Below are 22,289 nucleotides of genomic sequence, written 5' to 3' on the forward strand. Positions count from 1 at the left end.
CCCATGACCTATCCCGTGACCGAGCGCGCGTTCGGCCTCGCCATCATCGCCCTGTCCGGGATGCAGCTCATGGCCGTGCTCGACGGCACCGTGGTGAACCTCGCGCTTGCTCCGCTGCAGGCCGAACTCGGACTCAGCGACGCCGGACGCAACTGGGTCGTGTCCTCGTACGTCCTGGCGTTCGGTGGCCTGATGCTCCTCGGCGGACGGATGGGTGACGCATTCGGCCGTAAACGCATGTTCCTTCTCGGAGTCGCGCTGTTCACGATCGCCTCCGCCGCCTGTGGACTCGCGCAGAACGAGGCGATGCTGGTGCTGGCGCGCGTCGTGCAGGGCGCCGGCGCCGCAGTGGCATCACCGACAGCGTTCGCCCTGGTGGCGACCACGTTCGCGCCCGGTCCCGTTCGTAATCAGGCCATCGCGATCTATGCCGCCATGACCGGCGTCGGATCCTTCTCCGGCCTGATCATCGGCGGCGCCCTGACCGAGGTGTCGTGGCGGTGGATCTTCCTGATCAACGTCCCCATCGGCATCGCGATCCTGGTGCTGGGGTCGCGGGCGCTGACGGAGACGGCGGGGGAGCGAGCTCCTCTGGACGTGCCCGGCGCCATCCTCGCGACGCTGGGGTCGACCGGGGTCGTGTTCGGCATCGTCGAGGGACCCGAGCGCGGGTGGACCGACGTCGTCACCGTCACGGCGATCCTGGCCGGTCTGCTCCTGCTGCTGGCATTCCTCATGGTCGAGCGTCGCGCTCGGAACCCGCTGCTGCCGTTCGAGCTGTTCCGCGACCGAGATCGCGTAGCGACCTTCGTCGCCATCTTCTTCTCCGGCGGTGCCCTGTTCGCGATGACGGTGATCGTCGCGGTGTTCGTCCAGGACGTCCTGGACTACAGCCCGTTGCGCGCCGGTATCTCCTTCATTCCGTTCGGCGGCGGCATGGCCCTCGCGGCGATCGCATCCGCGTGGCTCGCTCCGCGCGTCGCCCCCCGGTGGATCATCGCGACCGGCGCTGTCCTCACGGTGGGGTACCTGTTCTTCGCGTCGACCATCACCGTCGACTCGACGTACTGGAAGAACCTGTTCCTCCCGATCGGCGGCATCGGCTTCGGCGTCGGGCTCGCGGTGATCGCTCTCCCTCTTTGCGCGATCGCCAACGTCGATCAGAAGAACATAGGGCCGCTCACCGCCATCTCCCTGGTCGCCCAGAACCTGGGCGGACCGCTGGGCCTCGCCGTGGTCAGCGCGCTGGCGGCGTCGAAGACGCTCTCACTCGGTGGCCGCACCGGATCCGCCGTGGACATGACCAGGCCGGAGATCGTCGCCCTGGGCGAGGGGTACACGTTCGCGTTGCTGGGCTGCGCCGTGCTGGCAGCGATCGCGGCGATCGCGGCGCTGTTCATCCGCTACAGCGCTGCCGACGTCGCCCAGGCCAAGGCTGCCCAGGACGCCGTTCACCGCTGACGGTGCAGGTCGGCGTCGTTCGCGGCGGCGTGCCCCGATTCCCAGCCCTCCGCGTCGAGCCGTGGGCCGCGCACCGTACGCACACGCGGGAAGAGCCGTTCGAACTCCGCGTCCACGGCCACCGTCTGGGCGGCCAGCATCGGAAGCAGGTCACCGGTCTCCCGGCTCGCTTCTTCGAGCACGTGGGCATCGGCTTCCTCGAGGCGTTCGCCGATGCGGACTGCATACGAGTACAGGAAGGCTTTGCCGAACGCGCCCGAGGACGCGCCCTTTCGCTTCTTCGCCTTGGGGGAATGGGACAGCGCTCTGGTCGCCTGGATCAGCAGTGACGTGAACAGGATCTCGGTCTGCTCCACGTCCACGGGAGACCCGACGACCGTGCCCACCGCGAAGTCCTGATCCCAGATGGTCTTGACGCGGTTGACCGTCGCGACGACATGCAGCAACTGCGCTTTCGCAGCGGAGTGAGGATTGTCGACGTGGATGCGCCTGCTGACGATGTCGGAACGGCCCTCGGTCAGCACCAGAGAATCGATGGAGTACTTCGTCATCAACTCCTGGGCCTTCGCGGTGAACGTGTCGGCCTCGTCCTCGAACTCGGTCGCATCCGCCTTGGCCAGGAGGCCGCGGATACGCCCCAGCATCTTCGAGTCGGTGCTTCCCGTCGGCCGGCGGTCACCGGTCGGTCCTCCCGCCGTCCGGCGTGCCGGCCACTGCGAGGGCAGCGAACCGATGCGGGGCCAGTGCGGGAGCGACTGCCACTGGCCGAGCAAGGACAGCACGGCGATCCACTGATCGTTGACGGCGATGTAGTCGCTCTTCCCACCGACCCGCAGGCGGGCTGCCAGGAAATTCGGGTCGGGCTTTCCTGGCGATACCGCATCGGGATGCGCGTCGGCGATCTCATGGAGGTGCCGCAGCCATTCCTCGGGTGCGCGGGTCGCGGCGCGCGTCAGATCGGCGTCGTGCAGGATCGCCGCGGCCGCAAGCGTCGTCACCGCGGCGCTCTGCTGCCGTCGGACGACGTGCAGGAGGTCGAGCGGCTGCCAGCCGGCTTCGTACGCCGCGTCGATCGTCGTCGTCAGCTCGTGCGAGCCCAGCCCCAGCGGATCGAACTGCTGGTAGGCGATCAGCTGGTCCGCGACGTCGTCGACGGCTCTCATGTCGATTCCGCGTCCGAACGCGGCGTTCGCACCGCGCCTCAGGAGCTCGGGTACCGGATTCATCGGGTCACCACGACGACTTCGGTCGGCGACGCGACCTCGGCCCGCAGGCCGGCCTTCGATGCGACCTGAGCGACAGCTCGGGCGGTCGTCGGCTCTGCGCGCGTCACCGTCAGGGCTCGTGCGAGCAGACCCTTGTGATGTTTGTTGAAGTGGCTGACCACGGTGCGCGAGCCGTCGGGCTGCTCGGTGAGGACCGTGGCGGTGATCGCGCCGGGAACGGGCCCGAGATCGCGGTAGACACCGGACCGTAGATCGACGACGAGGCCGTCCGCGGCGGCGGAGATGGCCGCCGGCAGCTGGGGCTTCCACAGGGCACGCAGGGTCGGGAGGTCCGGTAGCGCTGATCCGCCCGACAGCCGGTAGGCCGGTACGTGATCGTGGGCCCGCACGGCTCCGAACAGCGCGGAGCCGATCGCGAGACGCGCCTGCGCCCTGGCCTTCTGAGCGCGCGTGAACGACGCGGCGTCGAGGGCGTCGAAAAGCACGCCGGTGTAGCGCTCGAGTGCCGGCCTGGTGGGCGACACGGTGAGCGCGGCGTTGCGTTCGATCTCGTCGTCCTGCTTCGGGGACAGGCCGAGAGCCGACCGCGACGCGTCGACGTCGTCGGCGAGGGAGACCAGCGCATCGATCAGGGTGGAGCGCGTCGCCGTGAGTTCGGGGAGCCAGAGCTGGTCGAGGTCGAGCGGACCGCCGCGACCGCCGGTCGACTTGGTTTCGGACGGGGGGAGAAGAACCAGCACGGCCCGAACGGTACCCACTCGCGCACGGACTAGGATTTGCGGCTGTGATCACGCGTCTGTCCCACCTGTTCCTGCGCACTCTCCGCGACGACCCTGCCGATGCCGAGGTGCCGAGCCACAAGCTGCTGGTGCGTGCGGGCTACGTCCGCCGCATCGCCCCCGGCGTGTATTCGTGGCTGCCGCTCGGACTCCGCGTCCTGCGACGCGTCGAGCAGGTGGTGCGTGAGGAGATGAACGCCATCGGTGGCCAGGAGATCTCGCTGCCCGCGCTGCTGCCGCGCGAGCCCTACGAGGTGACGAACCGGTGGACCGAGTACGGCGACGGGCTGTTCCGTCTCAAGGACCGCAAGGGCGTCGACATGCTGCTCGGGCCCACGCACGAAGAGTTGTTCGCTCTCACCGTGAAGGGTGAGTACAGCTCCTACAAGGATCTGCCGGTCACGCTCTATCAGATCCAGACCAAGTACCGCGACGAGGAACGGCCCCGCGCGGGCATTCTGCGTGGCCGCGAATTCGTCATGAAGGACTCCTACTCCTTCGATCTGGACGAGGCCGGCCTGAAGACGTCGTACGAGGCGCATCGCGAGGCCTACCAGCGCATCTTCGAGCGGCTCGGTGTCTCCTACGTCATCGTGGCCGCGACGTCGGGCGCGATGGGCGGTAGCGCGTCCGAGGAGTTCCTGGCCGAGTCCGTCGTCGGCGAGGACACCTACGTCCGGTGCATCGAGTCCGGCTACGCCGCCAATGTGGAGGCCGTGATCACCCCGGCCCCGGAAGCGACGTCACTGGAGGGCCTGCCCGAGTCCACGGTGTACGAGACCGGAGACACCCCGACCATCGCCACGTTGGTCGAGTGGGCCAACGGCGCGGACCTGGGCCGGACCGTCACGGCGGCGGACACCTTGAAGAACGTCCTGCTGAAGACCCGTATCCCCGGCGGGGACTGGGAACTGCTGGCTGTCGGTGTCCCCGGCGACCGTGACGTCGACGAGAAGCGACTCGAAGCATCTCTCGCCCCCGCCGAGTTCGTCATGCTCGGTGACGCGGACTTCGCCGCCAACCCTTTCCTCGTCAAGGGATACATCGGCCCGAAGGCGTTGCAGGACAACGGTGTCCGATACCTGGTGGACCCCCGTGTGGTCACCGGAACGGCCTGGATCACCGGAGCGAACGAGAAGGGCAAGCATGTCGTCGACCTCGTCGTCGGACGAGACTTCGTCCCCGACGGCACGATCGAGGCTGCCGCCGTCCGTGACGGCGACATGTCGCCCGACGGCCGTGGTCCGCTGGTGACCGCCCGCGGAATCGAGATCGGTCACATCTTCCAGCTGGGCACCAAGTACACCGACGCGTTCTCGGTGGACGTCCTCGGTGAGAACCAGAAGCCGGTCCGGCTGCTGCAGGGGTCGTACGGCGTCGGTGTCTCACGCCTCGTTGCCGTCATCGCCGAGCAGATGCACGACGACAAGGGCCTGCGGTGGCCCGCGTCCGTGACGCCCGCAGACGTGCACATCGTCATCGCCAACAAGGATGCTGCCGCGCGCGAGGGTGCCGAGGCTCTGGCCGCCGAACTCGATGCGCACGGTCTCGAGGTGGTCCTCGACGATCGCCCCAAGGTCTCACCCGGCGTCAAGTTCAAGGACTCCGAGTTGATCGGTATCCCGTTGATCGTCGTGCTCGGGCGCGGCTGGGCCGACGGCACCGTGGAGCTGAAGGACCGTTTCACGGGCGAGACCCGGGACGTTCCCGCGGACTCGGCCGGCCAGGAGGTTCTTCGCGCTGTCGGGCGTCCCGTGTGACAGGCGACAACCTGCCCGCGGTGCTGGTCACGCTGGTCGGTGCGCGTCGGGTGCTGATGGTCGATCCGTCGACGTCGGAGCCCGCTCGTCGTGCGGCGGCGGCGGTCGGACCGCAGGGATCGGTCGTCGTCCTCGTACGGGACGGGGCGGCCGGGTGGAGTGACGGTGTCGAGGTCGTCGTCGGCGACCCCGTCGAGTCGTTGCCCCATCTGCGTACCGACGACGACACGACGTTCGGAGTCGTCACCGTCGACGTCACCAGGGCATCCATCGAGGACGCTCTCCAGTACATCGAGTGGGCGCTGGTGCTGGGACGGCCGGGGACCGCACTGGTGGTCGCCGGCTCGGGAGATGCGTTCACCGCGGTGCGCGTCGCGCTCGACCGCCACCCGCGTATCGACGCGGCATCCTGGGACACCGGGGACAGTGCGCTGGCGGTCGCGGTCCTCACCGACCAGCGCTGACCTCAGGGAGCCGGCTGACCGGGGAACGCGACCGTCGACGGGAAGATCCCGAGAATCGCACGCCACGCGGAGCCGCGGCGTGCGGAATCCGTCAGGGCGACTATCGCCAGATCTCGCGTCGCGCCGGACTGCGCCCGTTCCACGACCGATCTCCATGCCACGGCGCAGTCGTCCTCGACCTGCGCCGCGAGTCGGGCCGCGGCGACGGCGTCGGTGACCGGGAACGGCACGGTGTATCCGGCGGCGGGTTCGGGGGACGTGACGCTCGCAGCGGTCAGGGCGTCGATGGTGCCGTCGCGCCGCGCGCGGTGTTCCGCCGCGTATTGGGCGACCATCGGATCGCGGGTGGGATTGGAGAACGCCGCCACGACGCCGTAGGCGAAGACGGCGGCGAACTCCACGTTCAGCGCATCGACCAGGGCTTGCTGTTCCGGGCCCAGTTCACTCATGCCGACACCGCCGAGGATGCGAGAGCGCATGCGGCACTGACGGATCCGAGCACACCCGCACGGTAGCCCGACAGTGTGCGCGCGAGGTCCGCGGCCGAGCGGCTCGACGCGGACAGCGATTCCGCGAGTTCGGTCAACGTGGGTGCCGCCACCGGTGCAGGCTCGGGTGTCGCGGTGGGAGTGGTGGTGCCGGTGGGCGGCGGGGGAGTCAGGCGGGCGATCTCCGCGTCCAGCACGTCGGCGTGCGCGCGACGCTGATCCGAGACGACCGTCAACGTGTCCGACGATGCAGGGAACTGCGCGATGGCCGCGGTGGCCGAGACGCTGTCGGCCCGCGCTCGCGCCGACTCGGCCAGCAGCGGATCGGGCTCGGGGGCGTCGTCACCGGACGACGAGGTCCCGCACGCGGAAAGCGAAAGGGTGCTGCCGACGACGGAGAGACCGACACCGCGCAGGACGGTTCGGCGGGAAACGGGAAGAACGGTCGGTGACACCCGGTCATCGTGCCAGACAGCGCCGACGCAGCGTGTCGTGAGGACACGCCGTCACGCGGTATCGTGGCACCTCCACACAACTGAACGAGGAGTAGTCGAGCGATGCCGGTTCCATCAAGGGAGAGGGTCGTCGAACTCCTCTCGGCGCACATGCAGCCGACAGGGCCGGGTTTCAGTGCCGGCGAGTTGGATCTCGAGGACGTCACCGTCTCCAAGGCGGGGAGCCACAGCGTCGTCAAGGTCATCGTGGATCGTGATTCCGGGTTCGAGCTCGACGCTCTCGCGACGTTGAGTCACGAGGTGTCCGAGATTCTCGACGCCGCCACCGAATTCGGCGACACGGCCTACAACCTCGAGGTGACCACCCCCGGAGTCGACCGCCCCCTCACCGAGCCCCGGCACTGGCGACGCGCACGAGGCCGCATGGTGACGGTGACCACGGCCGACGAGACGATCGACGGCCGCGTGGGCGAGCTCCGACCCGGATCGTCGGAATCTTCGACGGACGGCGCGGAGCTCGATCTGGTCCTGCGGTCGCGCACCGGTCCGACGGTGCGCACGCTCGCGCTGGGCGAGGTGGTGTCCGCGGCGGTCCAGGTCGAGTTCAAGAAGCCGAATCCGGTCGAGCTCGAGATGGCCGGCGGCGTGGCTCCGGGACGTTTCGACCCGCTGAATCCACCGGAAGAGCCCGTGACCGGGCTCGACGACGACGACGACACAGACGACGAAAGATAGACACGTGAATATCGACATGACCGCCCTGCGCGCCATCGAGGCGGAAAAGGGCATCACCATCTCCGCGGTGATCGAGACGCTGCAGTCCGCGCTTCTCACCGCGTACAAGCACACGGCCGGGCACCAGTCCGACGCGTACATCAGCGTCGACCGCAAGAGCGGCGAGGTGAAGGTGATGGCGCGCGAGAAGGACGAGGCGGGCAACCTGATCTCGGAGTGGGACGACACTCCCGAGGGTTTCGGTCGCATCGCCGCCACGACGGCCCGCCAGGTCATCCTGCAGCGTCTCCGCGACGCCGAGAACGAGAAGTCGTTCGGTGAGTTCGCCATGCACGAGGGCGAGATCGTCGGCGGGCTCATCCAGGCCGACGCGAGGCTCAATGCTCGTGGAACGGTCGTGGTCAGGGTCGGCAGCGAGTCGGGCGGCGTCGACGCGACCATTCCGCCGGCGGAGCAGGTGCCGGGTGAGACGTACGAGCACGGTGACCGCATCAAGTGCTACGTCGTCGGAGTCACCCGCGGCAACCGGGGACCGCAGGTCACGCTGTCGCGGACGCACCCCAACCTGGTGCGCAAGGTGTTCGCGCTGGAGGTTCCCGAGATCGCGGACGGCTCGGTCGAGATCGTCTCGGTCGCCCGCGAGTCGGGTCACCGTTCGAAGATCGCCGTGCGGTCGTCCGTGGCGGGCCTCAATGCCAAGGGTGCGTGCATCGGCCCCGTCGGGCAGCGAGTCCGCAACGTGATGAGCGAGCTGGCCGGCGAGAAGATCGACATCATCGACTACGACGACGATCCCGCGACCTTCGTCGGCAACGCGCTGTCGCCGTCCAAGGTGGTCTCGGTCACCGTCGTCGACGAGGCTGCACGCGCCGCGCGCGTGATCGTGCCGGACTACCAGCTCTCCCTCGCCATCGGCAAGGAAGGGCAGAACGCTCGACTGGCCGCCCGTCTCACCGGATGGCGCATCGACATCCGTAGCGACGCCGCGCCGACAGAGGACGATCACTGAGTCGGGGACCGACCGCGCCTCACGGGCGCGCCGAACGGGTCGACGTTCCGAACCGCCGCGAATCCGCGTTAGACTGTGAAGTGGCTCGACACACGTTGTCCGAAGAGACCACGTCCGCACCGGTGAGTCCGGTTCGGACGTGCGTAGGATGCAGACAGCGGGAGTCGCCTTCCGCCTTGGTGCGAATCGTCGCCGACGTCTCCGATGTCGGCACGGTCTCCGCCGTGGTCGATCATCGCCGCAGATTGCCCGGCAGGGGTGCATGGTTGCATCCCGATCCGGACTGTCTGCAGCTGGCGGAACGACGTCGAGCCTTCGGGCGTGCCTTGCGCGTGACCGGTCCCATGGACCTGTCCGCGCTTGCCCGGGAGTTCGCGCAGTTCCGGCGAACCGTCCAGTGATCGACCGGCCGAACGGTCGCGGCACCTCGCCGCGCCACGAGGAGAACAGGTACACGAATTCATGAGCACACCGTGAAGCACCGACGATGAACATCGTTATCAGATAACCCGAGGTCGTGCGGGCACCTGCCAAGGAGCCGCGCTCGACCTCTCAGTGAGGAGAGCAGTGGCAGGCAAGGCCCGCGTGCACGAGTTGGCTAAAGAACTCGGTGTCACCAGCAAAGATCTACTCGCACGGCTCAAGGAGCAGGGCGAGTTCGTGAAGTCCGCGTCGTCGACCGTGGAAGCCCCGGTCGCTCGACGCCTCCGGGAGTCGTTCCCGTCCGCGCCGTCCGGCGATTCGCCGGCACCCAGCGCACGTCCGTCCGGCGACGGCCCCAAGCCGGGTGGACCCCGGCCCGGACCCAAGCCGGCACCCGCAGCTCCGGCCGCACCCGCAGCCCCGGCCGCACCCGCGGCTCCCGCTCCGGCTGCACCCGCGGCCCCGGCAGCTCCCGCAGCGCAGGCACCCGCCGCGCCCGCACCCAGCCGTCCGGCAGCACCCGCTCCGGCGGCTCCCACCCCGGCAGCACCGGCGGCCCCCGCTGCATCGGCCGCTCCCGCAGCACCGGAGCAGTCCGCACCCGCGACTCCTGCCGGTCCCGGTCCCAAGCCGGGTCCGAAGGCGCCTCGCGTCGGTAACAACCCGTACTCGTCCGCACCTGTCGAGCGCCCGGCTCCCCGTCCCGCACCGGGACAGGCCGGCCCTCGCCCCGGTGCTCCCCGTCCGGCTCCCGGACAGGGTGGACCTCGTCCCGCACCCGGCGCTCCCGCAGCCGGTGGAGCAGGTCGTCCGCCCGCAGGTCAGGGCGGACCTCGCCCCGGCGGACCCCGTCCCAATCCCGGCTCGATGCCTCCTCGCCCGAACCCGGGTGCCATGCCGAGCCGCTCGGCTCGTCCGGCTCCCGCAGCCGGCGGTCGTCCGGGTCGTCCCGGCGGCGCACCGGGCGGTCGTCCCGGCGGTGCCGGTGGCGGCGGCGGTTACCGCGGTGGCGGTGCCGGTGCACCCGGCGCTCCCGCGGGTGCTCCCGCAGGCGGCGGCTTCCGTGGTCGTCCCGGCGGCGGTGGCCGTCCCGGCCAGCGCGGCGCGGCAGCAGGTGCATTCGGTCGTCCCGGCGGCGCAGTCCGTCGTGGACGCAAGTCGAAGCGGGCGAAGCGCGCCGAGTACGAATCCATGCAGGCTCCCGCAGTCGGTGGCGTGCGGTTGCCCCGTGGCAACGGTGAGACGATCCGTCTCGCTCGCGGCGCATCGCTGTCCGACTTCGCGGACAAGATCGACGCGAACCCGGCTGCACTCGTGCAGGCGCTGTTCAACCTCGGCGAGATGGTGACGGCAACTCAGTCGGTCAACGACGAGACGCTGGAGCTGCTCGGCGGCGAGATGAACTACGTCGTGCAGGTCGTCAGCCCGGAGGACGAGGACCGCGAACTGCTGAACTCGTTCGACCTGACCTACGGCGAGGACGAGGGCGGTGAGGACGAGCTCGAGCAGCGTCCCCCCGTGGTCACCGTCATGGGTCACGTCGACCACGGCAAGACGCGCCTGTTGGACTCGATCCGTAACGCCACCGTGCGTGAGGGCGAAGCCGGCGGTATCACGCAGCACATCGGCGCCTACCAGGTCCTCACGGAACTCGAAGGCAACGAGCGTCTGGTCACCTTCATCGATACCCCCGGTCACGAGGCCTTCACGGCCATGCGTGCCCGTGGTGCGAAGGCCACCGACCTCGCGATCCTCGTGGTCGCGGCCGACGACGGCGTCATGCCGCAGACGGTGGAGGCCATCAACCACGCGCAGGCAGCAGACGTGCCGATCGTGGTCGCGGTCAACAAGATCGACAAGGAAGGCGCGAACCCGGACAAGATCCGGCAGCAGCTGACCGAATACGGTCTGGTCGCCGAGGAATACGGCGGCGACACCATGTTCGTCGACATCTCCGCCAAGCAGGGCACGAACATCGATGCCCTTCTCGAAGCGGTGCTGCTGACGGCCGACGCGGCGCTCGATCTGCGCGCCAACCCGGACATGGACGCGCAGGGTGTCGCCATCGAGGCGCACCTCGACCGCGGTCGCGGACCGGTGGCCACCGTGCTCATCGCTCGCGGAACGCTGCGTGTCGGTGACTCGATCGTCGCCGGTGACGCCTACGGCCGAGTTCGTCGCATGGTCGACGAGCACGGTGAGGACGTCATCGAGGCGCTTCCGTCGCGGCCCGTGCAGGTCATCGGCTTCACGTCGGTGCCCGGCGCAGGCGACAACCTGCTCGTCGTCGACGAGGACCGTATCGCCCGTCAGATCGCCGACCGCCGCAATGCGCGCAAGCGCAACGCGTTGGCCGCGAAGTCGCGCAAGCGGATCAGCCTCGACGATCTCGATGCCGCACTGAAGGAGACGTCGCAGCTCAACCTGATCCTGAAGGGCGACAACTCCGGAACCGTGGAGGCCTTGGAAGAGGCTCTCGTCGGTATCGCGATCGACGACGAGGTCGAACTGCGTGTCATCGACCGTGGCGTCGGTGGCGTCACCGAGACCAACGTCAACCTGGCGTCGGCATCCAACGCGATCATCATCGGCTTCAACGTCCGCGCCGAAGGCAAGGCGACGGAGCTGGCGAACCGCGAAGGCGTGGACATCCGGTACTACTCGGTGATCTACCAGGCCATCGACGAGATCGAGAAGGCGCTCAAGGGCCTGCTCAAGCCGGTCTACGAAGAGGTCACGCTGGGTCAGGCCGAGATCCGTGCGCTGTTCCGGTCCTCCAAGGTCGGAAACATCGCCGGTTGCCTCGTCACCTCCGGTCTCGTGCGTCGTAACGCGAAGGCACGTCTGCTTCGCGACAACAACGTGGTAGCCGAGCTGGTCACCATCTCGTCGCTGCGGCGCGAGAAGGAGGACGCGACCGAGGTCCGCGAAGGGTACGAATGCGGTCTCACGGTGACGTACTCCGACATCAAGGTCGGCGACGTCGTCGAGGCGTACGAGCTTCGCGAGAAGCCGCGCGACTGATCCAACGGAACGAACGGGTGTGGCCCGCGGAACACAGTCCGCGGGCCACACCCCGTTTCGATCTCTGCCCGCCCTCGACACTGAGGTGATCGATTGTTTCTCGGCGCTCTCGAACTCGACATCCTTCTCGGCGACGTACATTCGCTGAAGGAGAAGCGTTCGGTGATCAAGCCAGTCATCGCTGCCCTGCAACGCTACGGAGTGTCCGTCGCGGAGACCGGGGAGCAGGAACGATACCGTCGTTCGATGGTGGGTGTAGCGCTCGCCACCGCGGATGTCTCGCATCTCCACGAGGTGCTCGACAGCTGTGAACGGCACGTGGCCGAAAGGCCCGAAATACAATTACTCGCTGTACGGCGCCGAGTGTTCGGGCCCGAGGACTGAGAACGAAGGAGACGCATCGTGGTCGATCAAGCCCGTGCTCGTAAGTTGGCCAAGCGGATCGGCGCGATCGTCGCGACGGCCATCGATCACGAAATCAAGGATCCCCGGCTCGCGTTCGTGACGGTCACCGACACCAAGGTGACACCGGACCTGCACGACGCGACCGTGTTCTACACGGTTCGCGGTGAGACTCTCGATGCCGAGCCCGATTTCCAGGCTGCCGCACTGGGTCTGGAGAAGGCGAAGGGTGCGCTGCGCACCAAGGTCGGCGCCGGTACCGGAGTGCGGTTCACCCCGTCCCTGACGTTCCGGCCGGACACGGTCCCGGACACCGCGCGGCACATGGAGGAACTGCTCGAACGCGCCCGTCAGATCGACGACAAGGTCGCCGAGGTGGCGGCCGGCGCGACTCCCGCCGGTGACCCCGACCCGTACAAGGTTCCTCGGACCGACGAGCGCGAGATCTGATCCACTCGTGACCGACACCCTGCACGCCGACATGCAGAAGGCCGTGCGTCTGCTCGCGGACGCACGATCCGTCACGCTGCTGTCGCACGTCCAACCCGACGCGGACACGATCGGTAGTGCCCTGGCGCTGGCGATCGCGCTCGATCGTCGCGGTGTGACGACGCAGGTGTCGTTCGGGGCCCCGGCCCAGCTGCCGGAGTCGATGATCGGTCTTCCCGGGCTGCAGTTCCTGACCCCGCCCGAGCAGGTGCGTGCCGACGCAGACCTGGTGGTGACGGTGGACGCGGGTAGTCGGGGCCGTCTCGGTCGATTGGGCGTGCTGCTCGACGGAGCCGTGTCGCTGGTCATCGACCACCACCGGTCCAACACGTTCTACGGAACCCACCACGTGGTCGACGCGTCGGCGGAGTCGACGACGGCCGTCGTGGCGGCGTTGCTCGACGAGTGGGGTGTCGACATCGACGCCGAATTGGCTCACTGCCTCTTCGCGGGACTGGTGACGGACACCGGATCGTTCCGCTGGGTACGACCGGGTTCGCACACACTCGCGGAACGCCTGCTCGCCACCGGGATCGACGGAGCGGCCATCTCGCGCCGACTCCTGGACACCCACCCGTTCGCCTGGCTGCCCATGCTCGGCTCGGTACTCGGGTCCGCGCGGTTGATTCCCTCGGCTGCCGACGGGCTCGGCCTGGTCTGCGCGATCGTCCGGCTCGACGACTCGCGCGGGCTGCGTCCCGAGGAGATCGAGAGCGTCGTGGACATCGTCCGCACGACGGCCGAGGCCGAAGTGGCGGCCGTGTTCAAGCAGAACGCCGAGGGATGGGCGGTGTCCCTGCGTGCGAAGAGCGAGGTGGACGTGTCCGTCGTCGCGACGGCGCTCGGTGGAGGCGGACACAGGCTTTCGGCCGGATACACCGCGACCGGTGACATCGAGGACGACATCGACGCGCTGGTCGCCGCGCTCGGGTGAGTGCCGCCGACGACCCGAACGGTCGGGTGTCCGCCCGCACCGTGTTCGGCCTGGCCTTCCCCGCGCTCGGCGTGCTGGTGGCCGAGCCGCTCTACCTGCTGTTCGACTCCGCCGTCGTCGGGAGGCTGGGCGCACTGCCCCTCGCCGGTCTGGCCGTGGGCGGACTGGTGCTCGCCCAGGTCAGCACCCAGCTGACGTTCCTCTCCTACGGCACCACGGCACGCGCGGCGCGTCTGCACGGAGCCGGACGCGACGACGACGCTCGACACGAGGGCGTCCAGGCGACGTGGCTCGCGGTGGTCCTGGGGCTGCTGCTCGTCCTGGTCGTCCAGGTTCTCGCGGTCCCGATCCTGACCGTTCTCGGCGGCGGGGGAGACATCACCGCCGAGGCGACGACGTGGCTACGGGTGGGCATCCTGGGTGTCCCGCTGATCCTGATCACGCTGGCCGGGAACGGGTGGATGCGCGGCGTGCAGGACACCGTGCGCCCGTTGCGCTACGTCGTCGCCGGTCTTGCTCTGTCGGCCGTGCTGTGTCCGCTCCTGGTGCACGGACTCCTGGGCGCGCCTCGAATGGGTCTGGTCGGTTCGGCGGTGGCCAACGTCGTCGGTCAGTCGGTGTCTGCGGTCTTGTTCCTGCGCGCGCTGGTCGGCCCGCGGCAGCGTTCGCTGCGGCCGGATCCGACCGTCATCCGCCGGCAGCTGGTGCTGGGACGGGACCTGATCCTGCGCTCGTTCGCGTTCCAGGCCTGCTTCCTGTCGGCGGTGACGGTGGCATCGCGGTTCGGCGCCGGCGCGGTCGGTGCGCACCAGGTGGTCCTGCAGTTGTGGAACCTGGTCTCGCTGACCCTCGATTCCCTGGCGATCGCGGCGCAATCCTTGGTCGGCGCTGCGCTCGGTGCCGGGCGTGCTCGGGCCGCGACGGGGGTCGCGGCACGAGTCACCGCGTGGTCCGTGGCTTTCTCGGTGCTGCTCGCTGCACTGTTCGCGGCGTTGCACGGCGTTCTGCCGCCGCTGTTCACCTCCGACGGGTCGACTCTCGCGAGCATCGACAGCATCTGGTGGCTCTTCGTCGCGCTGATCCCCGTCGCCGGGATCGTCTTCGCGTTGGACGGCGTCCTTCTCGGTGCGGGAGATGCCGCGTTCCTCCGGACGGCGACGCTCGGCAGCGCCGTCGTCGGCTTCCTGCCGTTGATCTGGTTGTCGGCAGCGTTCGACTGGGGACTGCCGGGAATCTGGGTGGGACTGACGGTGTTCGTCAGCCTGAGAGCGGTGGCCGTCGTCTGGCGGACCATGTCGGGAGCGTGGACGACCACGGGTACCGATACCGTCGGTAGGACGTAAGTGAACAGAAGGGTCGTGGGAGTGCCAGCGAAACTGTGGGCCGTGAGCGACATCCACGTCGGCCACAAGGGCAACCGCCCCGTGACCGAGTCGATCGAGCCCGAGAGCCCCGAGGACTGGCTCATCGTGGCGGGCGACGTCTCGGAGAAGACCGATGACATCCGCTGGGCGCTGTCGGAACTGAAGGCCAAGTTCCACACCGTCATCTGGGTACCGGGCAACCACGAATTGTGGACGACGGTGAAGGACCCCGTGCAGATGCACGGCCAGGCTCGGTACGACTACCTGGTGACGATGTGTCGGGAACTGGGTGTGCTGACGCCGGAGGACCCGTTCCCGGTGTGGGAGGGCGACGGCGGACCGGTGACGTTGGTGCCGATGTTCGTGCTCTACGACTACTCGTTCCTGCCCGCGGGCACCACGAACAAGATCGACGGTCTGGCACTGGCACGCAGTCGAAACGTGGTGGCGACGGACGAATTCCTGATCACCCCCACCCCGTACGTCTCGCTGGACGCGTGGTGCGCGGCTCGACTGAAGATCACCGAGGCGCGGTTGGCGGAGGTCGACACGTCCATCCCGACCGTGCTGATCAACCACTGGCCCTTGGTACGTCAGCCCACCGAGGTGCTGTTCTACCCGGAGTTCGCACTGTGGTGCGGAACGACGCGTACGGCCGACTGGCACACGCGGTACAACGCGCTCTGCGCCGTCTACGGGCACCTTCACATCCCACGCACGACCTACTACGACGGGGTGCGGTTCGAGGAGGTGTCGGTCGGCTATCCACGCGAGTGGAAGCGTCGTGGCCTGCCGGATCAAATTCTGCGGCAGATACTTCCGGTCCCGGAGTACCCGCCGGGATCGCTCAACAAGTTCGGCGGTCACTTCACCGTGACGCCGGAGATGGAAGCGGAAGTGGAGAAGATGCGAGCGGAGAAGCGACTGTGACGACGGCACCCGAGTCCACACTGCTCGGCGGGCTGCTCGCCCGCGGCGTCGTCGCGGAGGAACTGTTCGAGGACCCGCCGGGCCTGGCGCCGCATCCGCGCGAAGCACACCTGGTCGAGAAGGCGGTGGACAAGCGCAAGCGGGAATTCACCTCGGCCCGGCACTGCGCCCGCGTGGCGATGGGCAGACTGGGTCTCGAGCCGGCTCCGATCATGCGGGGCGAGATGGGCTCCCCTGTGTGGCCCAACGGTGTCGTCGGGAGCCTCACGCACTGTGACGGCTACCGCGCCGCCGCGGTGGGATTCGCTCTGCAGATCCGCTCGGTCGGCATCGATGCGGAGCCGCACGAGGCATTGCCCGACGGGGTGCTCGGGGCGGTGAGCCTGCCCGCCGAACGCGATGTTCTGGCCACCCGTACCGACGACGAGGTGCACTGGGACAAGCTTCTGTTCTGCGCCAAGGAGGCCACCTACAAGGCGTGGTACCCGTTGACGGGACGCTGGCTGGGGTTCGAGGACGCTCACATCACGTTCGAACGGGATGCCGGATCGGCCGAGGTCGCCGGGTCGTTCCACTCTCGGTTGCTGGTGCCGGGCGACACGACGTCGGGCTCGCCGCTGACGTCGTTCGACGGACGGTGGACCGTGTCGAACGGTCTGGTCGTCACCGCGATCACGGTGTTCTGACCACATGGCAGACTGACTCCCCGTGCCTGCTCACCCGAAACCCCCCACTGGACTCGACGGCGCCGGACTCCTGGTGGTGGACAAGAGCGGTGGAGTCACCAGCCACGACGTCGTGTCCGCGTGCCGCAAGGCCCTGAAGACGCGTCGCGTCGGTCACGCGGGGACGTTGGATCCGATGGCGACGGGAGTGTTGGTTCTCGGCGTCGAACGGGCCACCAAGATGCTCGGCCTGTTGTCGCTGACCACCAAGGAGTACACGGCGACCATCCGCCTCGGCGTGGCCACGACGACGGACGACGCCGAGGGCGAGTCGGTCTCGACCGCGGACGCCACCGCCGTGACCGACGCCGACATCGAGGCGCGGGTGGCCGAGCTGACGGGCACGATCAGCCAGATTCCGTCGAGCGTCAGCGCCATCAAGGTCGACGGGAAGCGTGCTCACGCGCTGGTGCGGGACGGGGAGACCGTGGTCCTGGAGCCACGGACGGTCACCGTGTCCCGCTTCGATGTGCTGGCGACGCACCGCGAGGGCTCCACGGTCGATCTCGACGTGCACGTCGAGTGCACGTCGGGCACGTATGTCCGGGCACTCGCACGCGATCTCGGCGCCGCGCTGGGTGTCGGTGGCCATCTGACGGCTCTCCGCCGCACGCGTGTCGGTCCTTTCACGCTCGAGCACGCACGGACACTCGACGAGGTGCGCGACGACCCGCAGGTGAGTCTGGACATCGACGCGGCCGCGAAGACGGCGTTCGCGCACCGAACCGTCTCACCCGAGGAAGCGGAGTCGCTCAGCCAGGGACGCTGGCTCGACCCGATCGGTCTGCCGGGGATCTACGCCGCTCTGGACACCGACGGCAACGCCATCGCACTGGTGCAGGAACGCGGCAAGCGTGCGAGCACGGTCATGGTGGTGCGGCCCGCGACGCTCCGGCAGTAGCGGGCGGTCAGTCCGTCGTCATCCAGATGGCTTCGGCGGCAACATGTCCCAAGTCGAGGACGGTTCCCGCTGCCTCGACGGCGACGGTGCCGGCGAAGTCCCGACGTTCGACCATCGTGATGGACAGGTCGAGCGTGATGCCGATGGAGTCGAAGTAGCGCAGCATGTCCGGGTCCGAATCCGAGATCCGGGTGACGTGCCCCTTCTGGCCGGCGACGAAGTCGCTGAGCGGCATCGCCGGGGGAGCGGGAATGGTGCCGTCCACCGTCGGAATCGGATCACCGTGCGGATCGCGGGACGGGTGTCCCAGTTTCGCGTCGATCCGCCCGACCAGCAGGTCGGACACCGCGTGCTCGAGCACCTCGGCCTCGTCGTGCACCTCGTCCCAGCCGTACCCCATCTCCTCGACGAGCCACGTCTCGATCAGCCGGTGCCGACGGACCATGGAGACCGCCGCTCGGCGGCCGGCCTCGGTCAGCGTGATCGCGCCGTAGCGCGCGTGGTCCACCAGACCCTGGTCGGCGAGCTTGCGGATGGCCTCGGACACGGTCGACGGTGAAACGCACATCTTCGATGCGAGCATCTTGGTGCTCACCGGCTCGTCCGAGTATTCGCTCGCGGTCCAGATGACCTTGAGGTAGTCCTGCGCGACGGTGGTGAGGGCAGGGGATGTCACGGGGACAGCTTAGCGGCGAACCGATGCGCCGGACGTGACCGGTCGATGCGTGGCCCGTAGGCTCGGCTGCGTGGAGAGATGGCGAGGTCTCGACGACGTTCCTGCCGACTGGGGCAGGTGCGTCCTGACGATCGGCGTGTTCGACGGAGTGCACCGCGGACATGCGCAATTGATCGATCGAGCCGTGAAGTCGGCGGCGGCGCGCGGGGTGCCCAGCGTGCTCATGACGTTCGACCCGCACCCGATGGAGGTCGTGCGCCCCGGTAGCCATCCGGCGCAGCTGACCACGCTCACCCGACGTGCCGAACTGGCCGAGGAGCTGGGGATCGACGTCTTCTGCGTCATGCCGTTCACGCCGGAGTTCATGAAGCTCACTCCCGATCGGTACATCTACGACATCCTCGTCGAACGCCTGCACGCGGCCGAAGTGGTCGTGGGCGAGAACTTCACGTTCGGCAAGAAGGCCGCCGGCAACGTCCCGCTGCTGAGGGCAGCCGGTCAGCGTTTCGGCTTCGCCGTCGACGGAGTCACGCTCCTCGCGGAACACGCGGTCACGTTCTCCTCCACCTACATTCGCTCGTGCGTCGACGCAGGTGACGTCGCGGCCGCGGCCGACGCACTCGGGCGGCCGCACCGCGTCGAGGGCGTGGTGGTGCACGGCGACGGCCGCGGCCGGACCATCGGATACCCGACCGCCAACGTCAAACCCCCCATGCACGCAGCGATCCCGGCGGACGGCGTCTACGCGTCGTGGTTCACCGTTCTGGGCCCCGGCCCCGTGATGGGTACCGTCTCGCCCGGAAGACGCTGCCAGGCAGCGGTATCAGTCGGCACCAACCCCACGTTCTCCGGGCGTACCCGCACGGTCGAGGCGTTCGTGCTCGACGGCGACGCCGATCTGTACGGACAGCACGTGGCCGTCGACTTCGTCGAGAGGCTGCGCGGCATGGAAGCGTTCGCCTCGGTCGACGAGCTGATCGAACAGATGGGCCGCGACGTCGATCGCGCCAGGGAAATCCTCACCGCTCCGGACTGTTAGACTCATCGACTGTTGTTCGCTGCGGTCCGCGGCGGCTGCAACACCGCACCCGTGAGGGTTCGGCACCATTCACGCGCGGACGGCAACGCATCAGGAGCATCACTGTGGCATTGACCACCGAACAGAAGAAGCAGATCCTCGGCGAGTACGGCGTGCACGAGACCGACACGGGTTCGCCCGAGGCGCAGGTGGCCATGCTCACCAAGCGCATCCAGGATCTCACCGAGCACCTCAAGGTGCACAAGCACGATCACCACTCCCGCCGCGGCCTCCTGCTGCTCGTGGGACGTCGTCGTCGTCTGCTCAAGTACGTGCAGAAGATCGACGTCGCGCGTTACCGCTCGCTCATCGAGCGTTTGGGACTGCGTCGATAATTCCCACCATCGAGTTCACCCGGACGTGCCGGCGAGGCAGCTTCGAGCTGTTCCTCGTCGGCCGTTCGGCGTGGCCCGGTACGCTTTCACCTGTACTCGTGATCGAGTACACCAGCTAGACAGCACGACAGCCGTTCGTCTCCGACACGTCGCGGTGTCGGTCTTCGGTAGTGGTCCTACGGCGCAGGGAAATGCGTGCGCCGCGGGACTTCGATCGTGGGCCGCCTCCGCTCGCACGGGAAGTCGGGGACGCCGCACGCGAGCCACCGGGTTCGCTGCGCGCCCGGGTGGGCACGGCGAAGACGAGAGGACGAAAACACTTACATGTCTGACAACACCACAGCAGCAGCCACCGAGGTCGACGAGGGCGTGTTCGAAACCACCGCCGTCATCGACAACGGGTCGTACGGAACGCGCACCATCCGTTTCGAGACCGGCCGGTTGGCCAAGCAGTCGGCCGGAGCCGTCGTCGCCTACCTCGACGACGAGACCATGCTTCTCTCGGCCACCAGCGCTTCGAAGCATCCCAAGGACCACTTCGACTTCTTCCCCCTCACGGTGGACGTCGAAGAGCGGATGTACGCCGCCGGTCGCATCCCCGGATCGTTCTTCCGTCGTGAAGGCCGTCCCAGCACCGACGCCATCCTCACCTGCCGCCTGATCGACCGGCCGCTGCGTCCGACGTTCGTCGACGGCCTGCGCAACGAGATCCAGGTCGTCATCACGGTGATGAGCCTCGATCCCAAGGATCTGTACGACGTCGTGGCCATCAACGCCGCGTCCGCGTCCACCCAGCTCGCCGGACTGCCGTTCTCCGGTCCCATCGGCGGTGTCCGCGTGGCACTGATCGACAAGCAGTGGGTCGCATTCCCCACCAACGAGCAGCTCGAGCTGGCCGTGTTCAATATGGTCGTCGCCGGCCGTGTCGTCTCCGGTTCGGGAGCCGACGCCGACGTCGCGATCATGATGGTCGAAGCGGAAGCCACCGAGAAGGTCATCTCGCTCATCGAGGGTGGCGCCCAGGCTCCGACCGAGGCGATCGTCGCCGAGGGTCTCGAAGCTGCGAAACCGTTCATCGCGTCGCTCTGCGAGGCACAGAAGGCGCTCGCCGCCTCCGCTGCGAAGCCGACCGGTGACTTCCCGCTGTTCCCCGCGTACCAGTCCGACGTGTTCGACGCTGTCGAGGGTGCTGCGCAGATCCCGCTCAACGAGGCACTCACCGTCGCCGGCAAGACCGAGCGTGAGAGCAAGCTGGACGAGGTCAAGGACCAGGTCCTGACCACTGTCGGCGATTCGTTCGCCGGCCGCGAGAAGGAGATCGGTGCGGCATTCCGCGCACTGACCAAGAAGCTCGTGCGTCAGCGCATCCTGCGCGACCAGTTCCGCATCGACGGCCGCGGCATCACGGACATCCGTGAGCTCTCCGCCGAGGTCGCCGTCATTCCCCGCGCGCACGGCAGCGCGTTGTTCGAGCGTGGAGAGACCCAGATCCTGGGCGTCACCACCCTCGACATGGTCAAGATGGCCCAGCAGATCGACTCGCTCGGACCCGAGACCAGCAAGCGCTACATGCATCACTACAACTTCCCGCCGTACTCCACCGGTGAGACCGGTCGCGTCGGGTCGCCGAAGCGTCGCGAGATCGGCCACGGAGCCCTCGCGGAGCGCGCCCTGCTCCCCGTGCTCCCCAGCCAGGAAGAGTTCCCGTACGCCATCCGTCAGGTCTCGGAGGCGCTCAGCTCCAACGGCTCGACGTCCATGGGTTCGGTCTGTGCATCCACCCTCGGACTGCTCAACGCCGGTGTGCCGCTGAAGGCCCCCGTCGCCGGTATCGCCATGGGTCTGGTCTCCGACCAGGTCGACGGTGAGACCCGGTACGTCGCCCTCACCGACATCCTCGGTGCGGAGGACGCGTTCGGCGACATGGACTTCAAGGTCGCCGGAACCCGTGAGTTCGTCACCGCCCTGCAGCTCGACACCAAGCTCGACGGCATCCCCTCCCAGGTGCTCGCCGGCGCATTGTCGCAGGCCAAGGACGCTCGTGTCACCATCCTCGACGTCATGGCCGAGGCCATCGACGAGCCGGACGAGATGAGCCCCTACGCACCTCGCGTCACCGCGATCAAGGTGCCCGTCGACAAGATCGGCGAGGTCATCGGGCCCAAGGGCAAGATGATCAACTCGATCACCGAGCAGACCGGCGCCAACATCTCGATCGAAGATGACGGCACCGTCTACGTCGGTGCTGCGGACGGCCCGTCCGCACAGGCCGCGATCGACATGATCAACGCCATCGCGAACCCGCAGCTGCCCAAGGTCGGCGAGCGGTTCCTCGGAACCGTCGTCAAGACCACGGCATTCGGCGCGTTCGTCTCGCTGCTCCCCGGTCGCGACGGCCTGGTCCACATCTCCAAGCTGGGCAGCGGCAAGCGCATCAACAAGGTCGAGGACGTCGTCAGCGTCGGATCGAAGCTCCGCGTGGAGATCGCCGACATCGACAACCGCGGCAAGATCAGCCTCGTCCCGGTCGAGGACGACGCAGCAGCCGCTGCGCCGGCCGACGACCAGGCCGACACATCGGCAGAGGTCAGCGCTGAGTAAGAAGTATTCGAACGCCGCGGCGCAGTCGAC

Annotated in this window: 22 protein-coding genes; 17 read left to right on the forward strand and 5 right to left on the reverse strand. The window is 68.2% G+C overall.

What is annotated here, in order from left to right; genetic code table 11:
- The first annotated feature begins 3 nt into the window (after window positions 1-3).
- Entirely contained in the window at window positions 4-1,461 is a 1,458-nt protein-coding gene (locus tag ASG64_RS15700) for an MFS transporter (protein ID WP_056075058.1), read from the forward strand.
- On the opposite strand, the gene ASG64_RS15705 is transcribed toward ASG64_RS15700, so the two are convergent.
- Window positions 1,452-2,687 carry a DUF2786 domain-containing protein gene (locus ASG64_RS15705; RefSeq protein WP_056074526.1) on the reverse strand — a complete coding sequence of 412 codons (1,236 nt, stop codon included), beginning with the start codon at window positions 2,685-2,687 and terminating at the stop codon, window positions 1,452-1,454. The genes ASG64_RS15700 and ASG64_RS15705 overlap by 10 nt on opposite strands.
- Window positions 2,684-3,427, reverse strand: a complete 744-nt coding sequence (gene yaaA, locus ASG64_RS15710; RefSeq protein WP_056074528.1) for a peroxide stress protein YaaA — start codon at window positions 3,425-3,427, stop codon at window positions 2,684-2,686. Before yaaA ends, ASG64_RS15705 begins: the two co-directional genes overlap by 4 nt.
- A 44-nt stretch (window positions 3,428-3,471) precedes the next feature.
- Between yaaA and ASG64_RS15715 the strand changes: the two genes are divergently transcribed.
- A complete protein-coding gene (locus tag ASG64_RS15715) occupies window positions 3,472-5,226 on the forward strand; it encodes a proline--tRNA ligase (RefSeq protein WP_056074530.1) in 1,755 nt (584 codons plus the stop codon).
- The gene (locus tag ASG64_RS15720; RefSeq protein WP_056074532.1) at window positions 5,223-5,690 is read left to right on the forward strand and encodes a hypothetical protein; all 468 of its coding nucleotides are present in this window, start codon (window positions 5,223-5,225) and stop codon (window positions 5,688-5,690) included. Before ASG64_RS15715 ends, ASG64_RS15720 begins: the two co-directional genes overlap by 4 nt.
- Before the next feature lie 2 nt (window positions 5,691-5,692).
- Here ASG64_RS15720 and ASG64_RS15725 read toward each other — a convergent pair whose 3' ends face one another.
- Together ASG64_RS15725 and ASG64_RS15730 are read right to left on the reverse strand one after the other, a co-directional pair.
- The gene (locus ASG64_RS15725; protein WP_056075061.1) at window positions 5,693-6,139 is read right to left on the reverse strand and encodes a ferritin-like domain-containing protein; all 447 of its coding nucleotides are present in this window, start codon (window positions 6,137-6,139) and stop codon (window positions 5,693-5,695) included.
- On the reverse strand, window positions 6,136-6,633 hold the full coding sequence (locus ASG64_RS15730; RefSeq protein ID WP_056074534.1) for a hypothetical protein: 498 nt from the start codon (window positions 6,631-6,633) through the stop codon (window positions 6,136-6,138). The genes ASG64_RS15725 and ASG64_RS15730 overlap by 4 nt, the downstream gene beginning before the upstream one ends.
- A gap of 102 nt (window positions 6,634-6,735) precedes the next feature.
- Between ASG64_RS15730 and rimP the strand changes: the two genes are divergently transcribed.
- The 11 genes from rimP to truB all read left to right on the forward strand — a co-directional run bounded on the left by rimP (window position 6,736) and on the right by truB (window position 17,569).
- Window positions 6,736-7,368: a ribosome maturation factor RimP gene (rimP, locus tag ASG64_RS15735; RefSeq protein ID WP_042572570.1), complete on the forward strand. Its 633-nt coding sequence runs from the start codon at window positions 6,736-6,738 to the stop codon at window positions 7,366-7,368.
- A gap of 4 nt (window positions 7,369-7,372) precedes the next feature.
- Window positions 7,373-8,377: a transcription termination factor NusA gene (gene nusA, locus ASG64_RS15740; RefSeq protein ID WP_042572571.1), complete on the forward strand. Its 1,005-nt coding sequence runs from the start codon at window positions 7,373-7,375 to the stop codon at window positions 8,375-8,377.
- Window positions 8,378-8,499: 122 nt separating this feature from the next.
- The gene (locus ASG64_RS15745) at window positions 8,500-8,778 is read left to right on the forward strand and encodes a YlxR family protein (protein ID WP_442971162.1); all 279 of its coding nucleotides are present in this window, start codon (window positions 8,500-8,502) and stop codon (window positions 8,776-8,778) included.
- A gap of 166 nt (window positions 8,779-8,944) precedes the next feature.
- Window positions 8,945-11,824, forward strand: a complete 2,880-nt coding sequence (infB, locus tag ASG64_RS15750; protein ID WP_042572572.1) for a translation initiation factor IF-2 — start codon at window positions 8,945-8,947, stop codon at window positions 11,822-11,824.
- Between the two features lie 93 nt (window positions 11,825-11,917).
- On the forward strand, window positions 11,918-12,208 hold the full coding sequence (locus ASG64_RS15755; protein WP_042572573.1) for a DUF503 domain-containing protein: 291 nt from the start codon (window positions 11,918-11,920) through the stop codon (window positions 12,206-12,208).
- A gap of 18 nt (window positions 12,209-12,226) precedes the next feature.
- Window positions 12,227-12,676, forward strand: coding sequence for a 30S ribosome-binding factor RbfA (rbfA, locus tag ASG64_RS15760; RefSeq protein WP_042572574.1), 450 nt, complete (start codon window positions 12,227-12,229; stop codon window positions 12,674-12,676).
- 31 nt (window positions 12,677-12,707) lie between these two features.
- Complete coding sequence (locus ASG64_RS15765) at window positions 12,708-13,649, forward strand: DHH family phosphoesterase (RefSeq protein WP_056075065.1); 942 nt, start codon at window positions 12,708-12,710, stop codon at window positions 13,647-13,649.
- Window positions 13,646-14,992 carry an MATE family efflux transporter gene (locus ASG64_RS15770; RefSeq protein WP_056074535.1) on the forward strand — a complete coding sequence of 449 codons (1,347 nt, stop codon included), beginning with the start codon at window positions 13,646-13,648 and terminating at the stop codon, window positions 14,990-14,992. The genes ASG64_RS15765 and ASG64_RS15770 overlap by 4 nt, the downstream gene beginning before the upstream one ends.
- Before the next feature lie 21 nt (window positions 14,993-15,013).
- On the forward strand, window positions 15,014-15,943 hold the full coding sequence (locus ASG64_RS15775) for a metallophosphoesterase family protein (RefSeq protein ID WP_056075068.1): 930 nt from the start codon (window positions 15,014-15,016) through the stop codon (window positions 15,941-15,943).
- A 20-nt stretch (window positions 15,944-15,963) separates the two neighbouring features.
- On the forward strand, window positions 15,964-16,629 hold the full coding sequence (locus ASG64_RS15780; protein ID WP_042572707.1) for a 4'-phosphopantetheinyl transferase family protein: 666 nt from the start codon (window positions 15,964-15,966) through the stop codon (window positions 16,627-16,629).
- Between the two features lie 22 nt (window positions 16,630-16,651).
- The gene (truB, locus tag ASG64_RS15785) at window positions 16,652-17,569 is read left to right on the forward strand and encodes a tRNA pseudouridine(55) synthase TruB (protein WP_042572576.1); all 918 of its coding nucleotides are present in this window, start codon (window positions 16,652-16,654) and stop codon (window positions 17,567-17,569) included.
- A gap of 7 nt (window positions 17,570-17,576) precedes the next feature.
- Here the strand turns inward: truB and ASG64_RS15790 are convergent, their stop codons facing one another.
- Window positions 17,577-18,245 carry a metal-dependent transcriptional regulator gene (locus ASG64_RS15790; RefSeq protein WP_056074537.1) on the reverse strand — a complete coding sequence of 223 codons (669 nt, stop codon included), beginning with the start codon at window positions 18,243-18,245 and terminating at the stop codon, window positions 17,577-17,579.
- Between the two features lie 70 nt (window positions 18,246-18,315).
- Here ASG64_RS15790 and ASG64_RS15795 point away from each other — a divergent pair, with 70 nt between their 5' ends.
- The 3 genes from ASG64_RS15795 (at window position 18,316) to ASG64_RS15805 (ending at window position 22,259) form a co-directional block, all read left to right on the forward strand.
- On the forward strand, window positions 18,316-19,284 hold the full coding sequence (locus ASG64_RS15795; RefSeq protein ID WP_042572578.1) for a bifunctional riboflavin kinase/FAD synthetase: 969 nt from the start codon (window positions 18,316-18,318) through the stop codon (window positions 19,282-19,284).
- Window positions 19,285-19,388: 104 nt separating this feature from the next.
- On the forward strand, window positions 19,389-19,658 hold the full coding sequence (rpsO, locus tag ASG64_RS15800; protein ID WP_042572579.1) for a 30S ribosomal protein S15: 270 nt from the start codon (window positions 19,389-19,391) through the stop codon (window positions 19,656-19,658).
- 324 nt (window positions 19,659-19,982) lie between these two features.
- Window positions 19,983-22,259 (forward strand): polyribonucleotide nucleotidyltransferase, encoded by a 2,277-nt coding sequence (locus ASG64_RS15805; protein ID WP_056074540.1) that lies wholly within the window; start codon window positions 19,983-19,985, stop codon window positions 22,257-22,259.
- Window positions 22,260-22,289 lie beyond the last annotated feature (30 nt).

This window comes from Rhodococcus sp. Leaf247, from assembly GCF_001426185.1.
Classification (GTDB): domain Bacteria; phylum Actinomycetota; class Actinomycetes; order Mycobacteriales; family Mycobacteriaceae; genus Rhodococcoides.

Coding starts and splice junctions, on each gene's coding strand:
- ASG64_RS15705 (WP_056074526.1), bottom strand. CDS start 2,687: ATGAATCCGGTACCCGAGCTCCTGAGGCGCGGTGCGAACGCCGCGTTC.
- ASG64_RS15765 (WP_056075065.1), top strand. CDS start 12,708: ATGCAGAAGGCCGTGCGTCTGCTCGCGGACGCACGATCCGTCACGCTG.
- ASG64_RS15700 (WP_056075058.1), top strand. CDS start 4: ATGACCTATCCCGTGACCGAGCGCGCGTTCGGCCTCGCCATCATCGCC.
- ASG64_RS15725 (WP_056075061.1), bottom strand. CDS start 6,139: ATGAGTGAACTGGGCCCGGAACAGCAAGCCCTGGTCGATGCGCTGAAC.
- ASG64_RS15805 (WP_056074540.1), top strand. CDS start 19,983: ATGTCTGACAACACCACAGCAGCAGCCACCGAGGTCGACGAGGGCGTG.
- rimP (WP_042572570.1), top strand. CDS start 6,736: ATGCCGGTTCCATCAAGGGAGAGGGTCGTCGAACTCCTCTCGGCGCAC.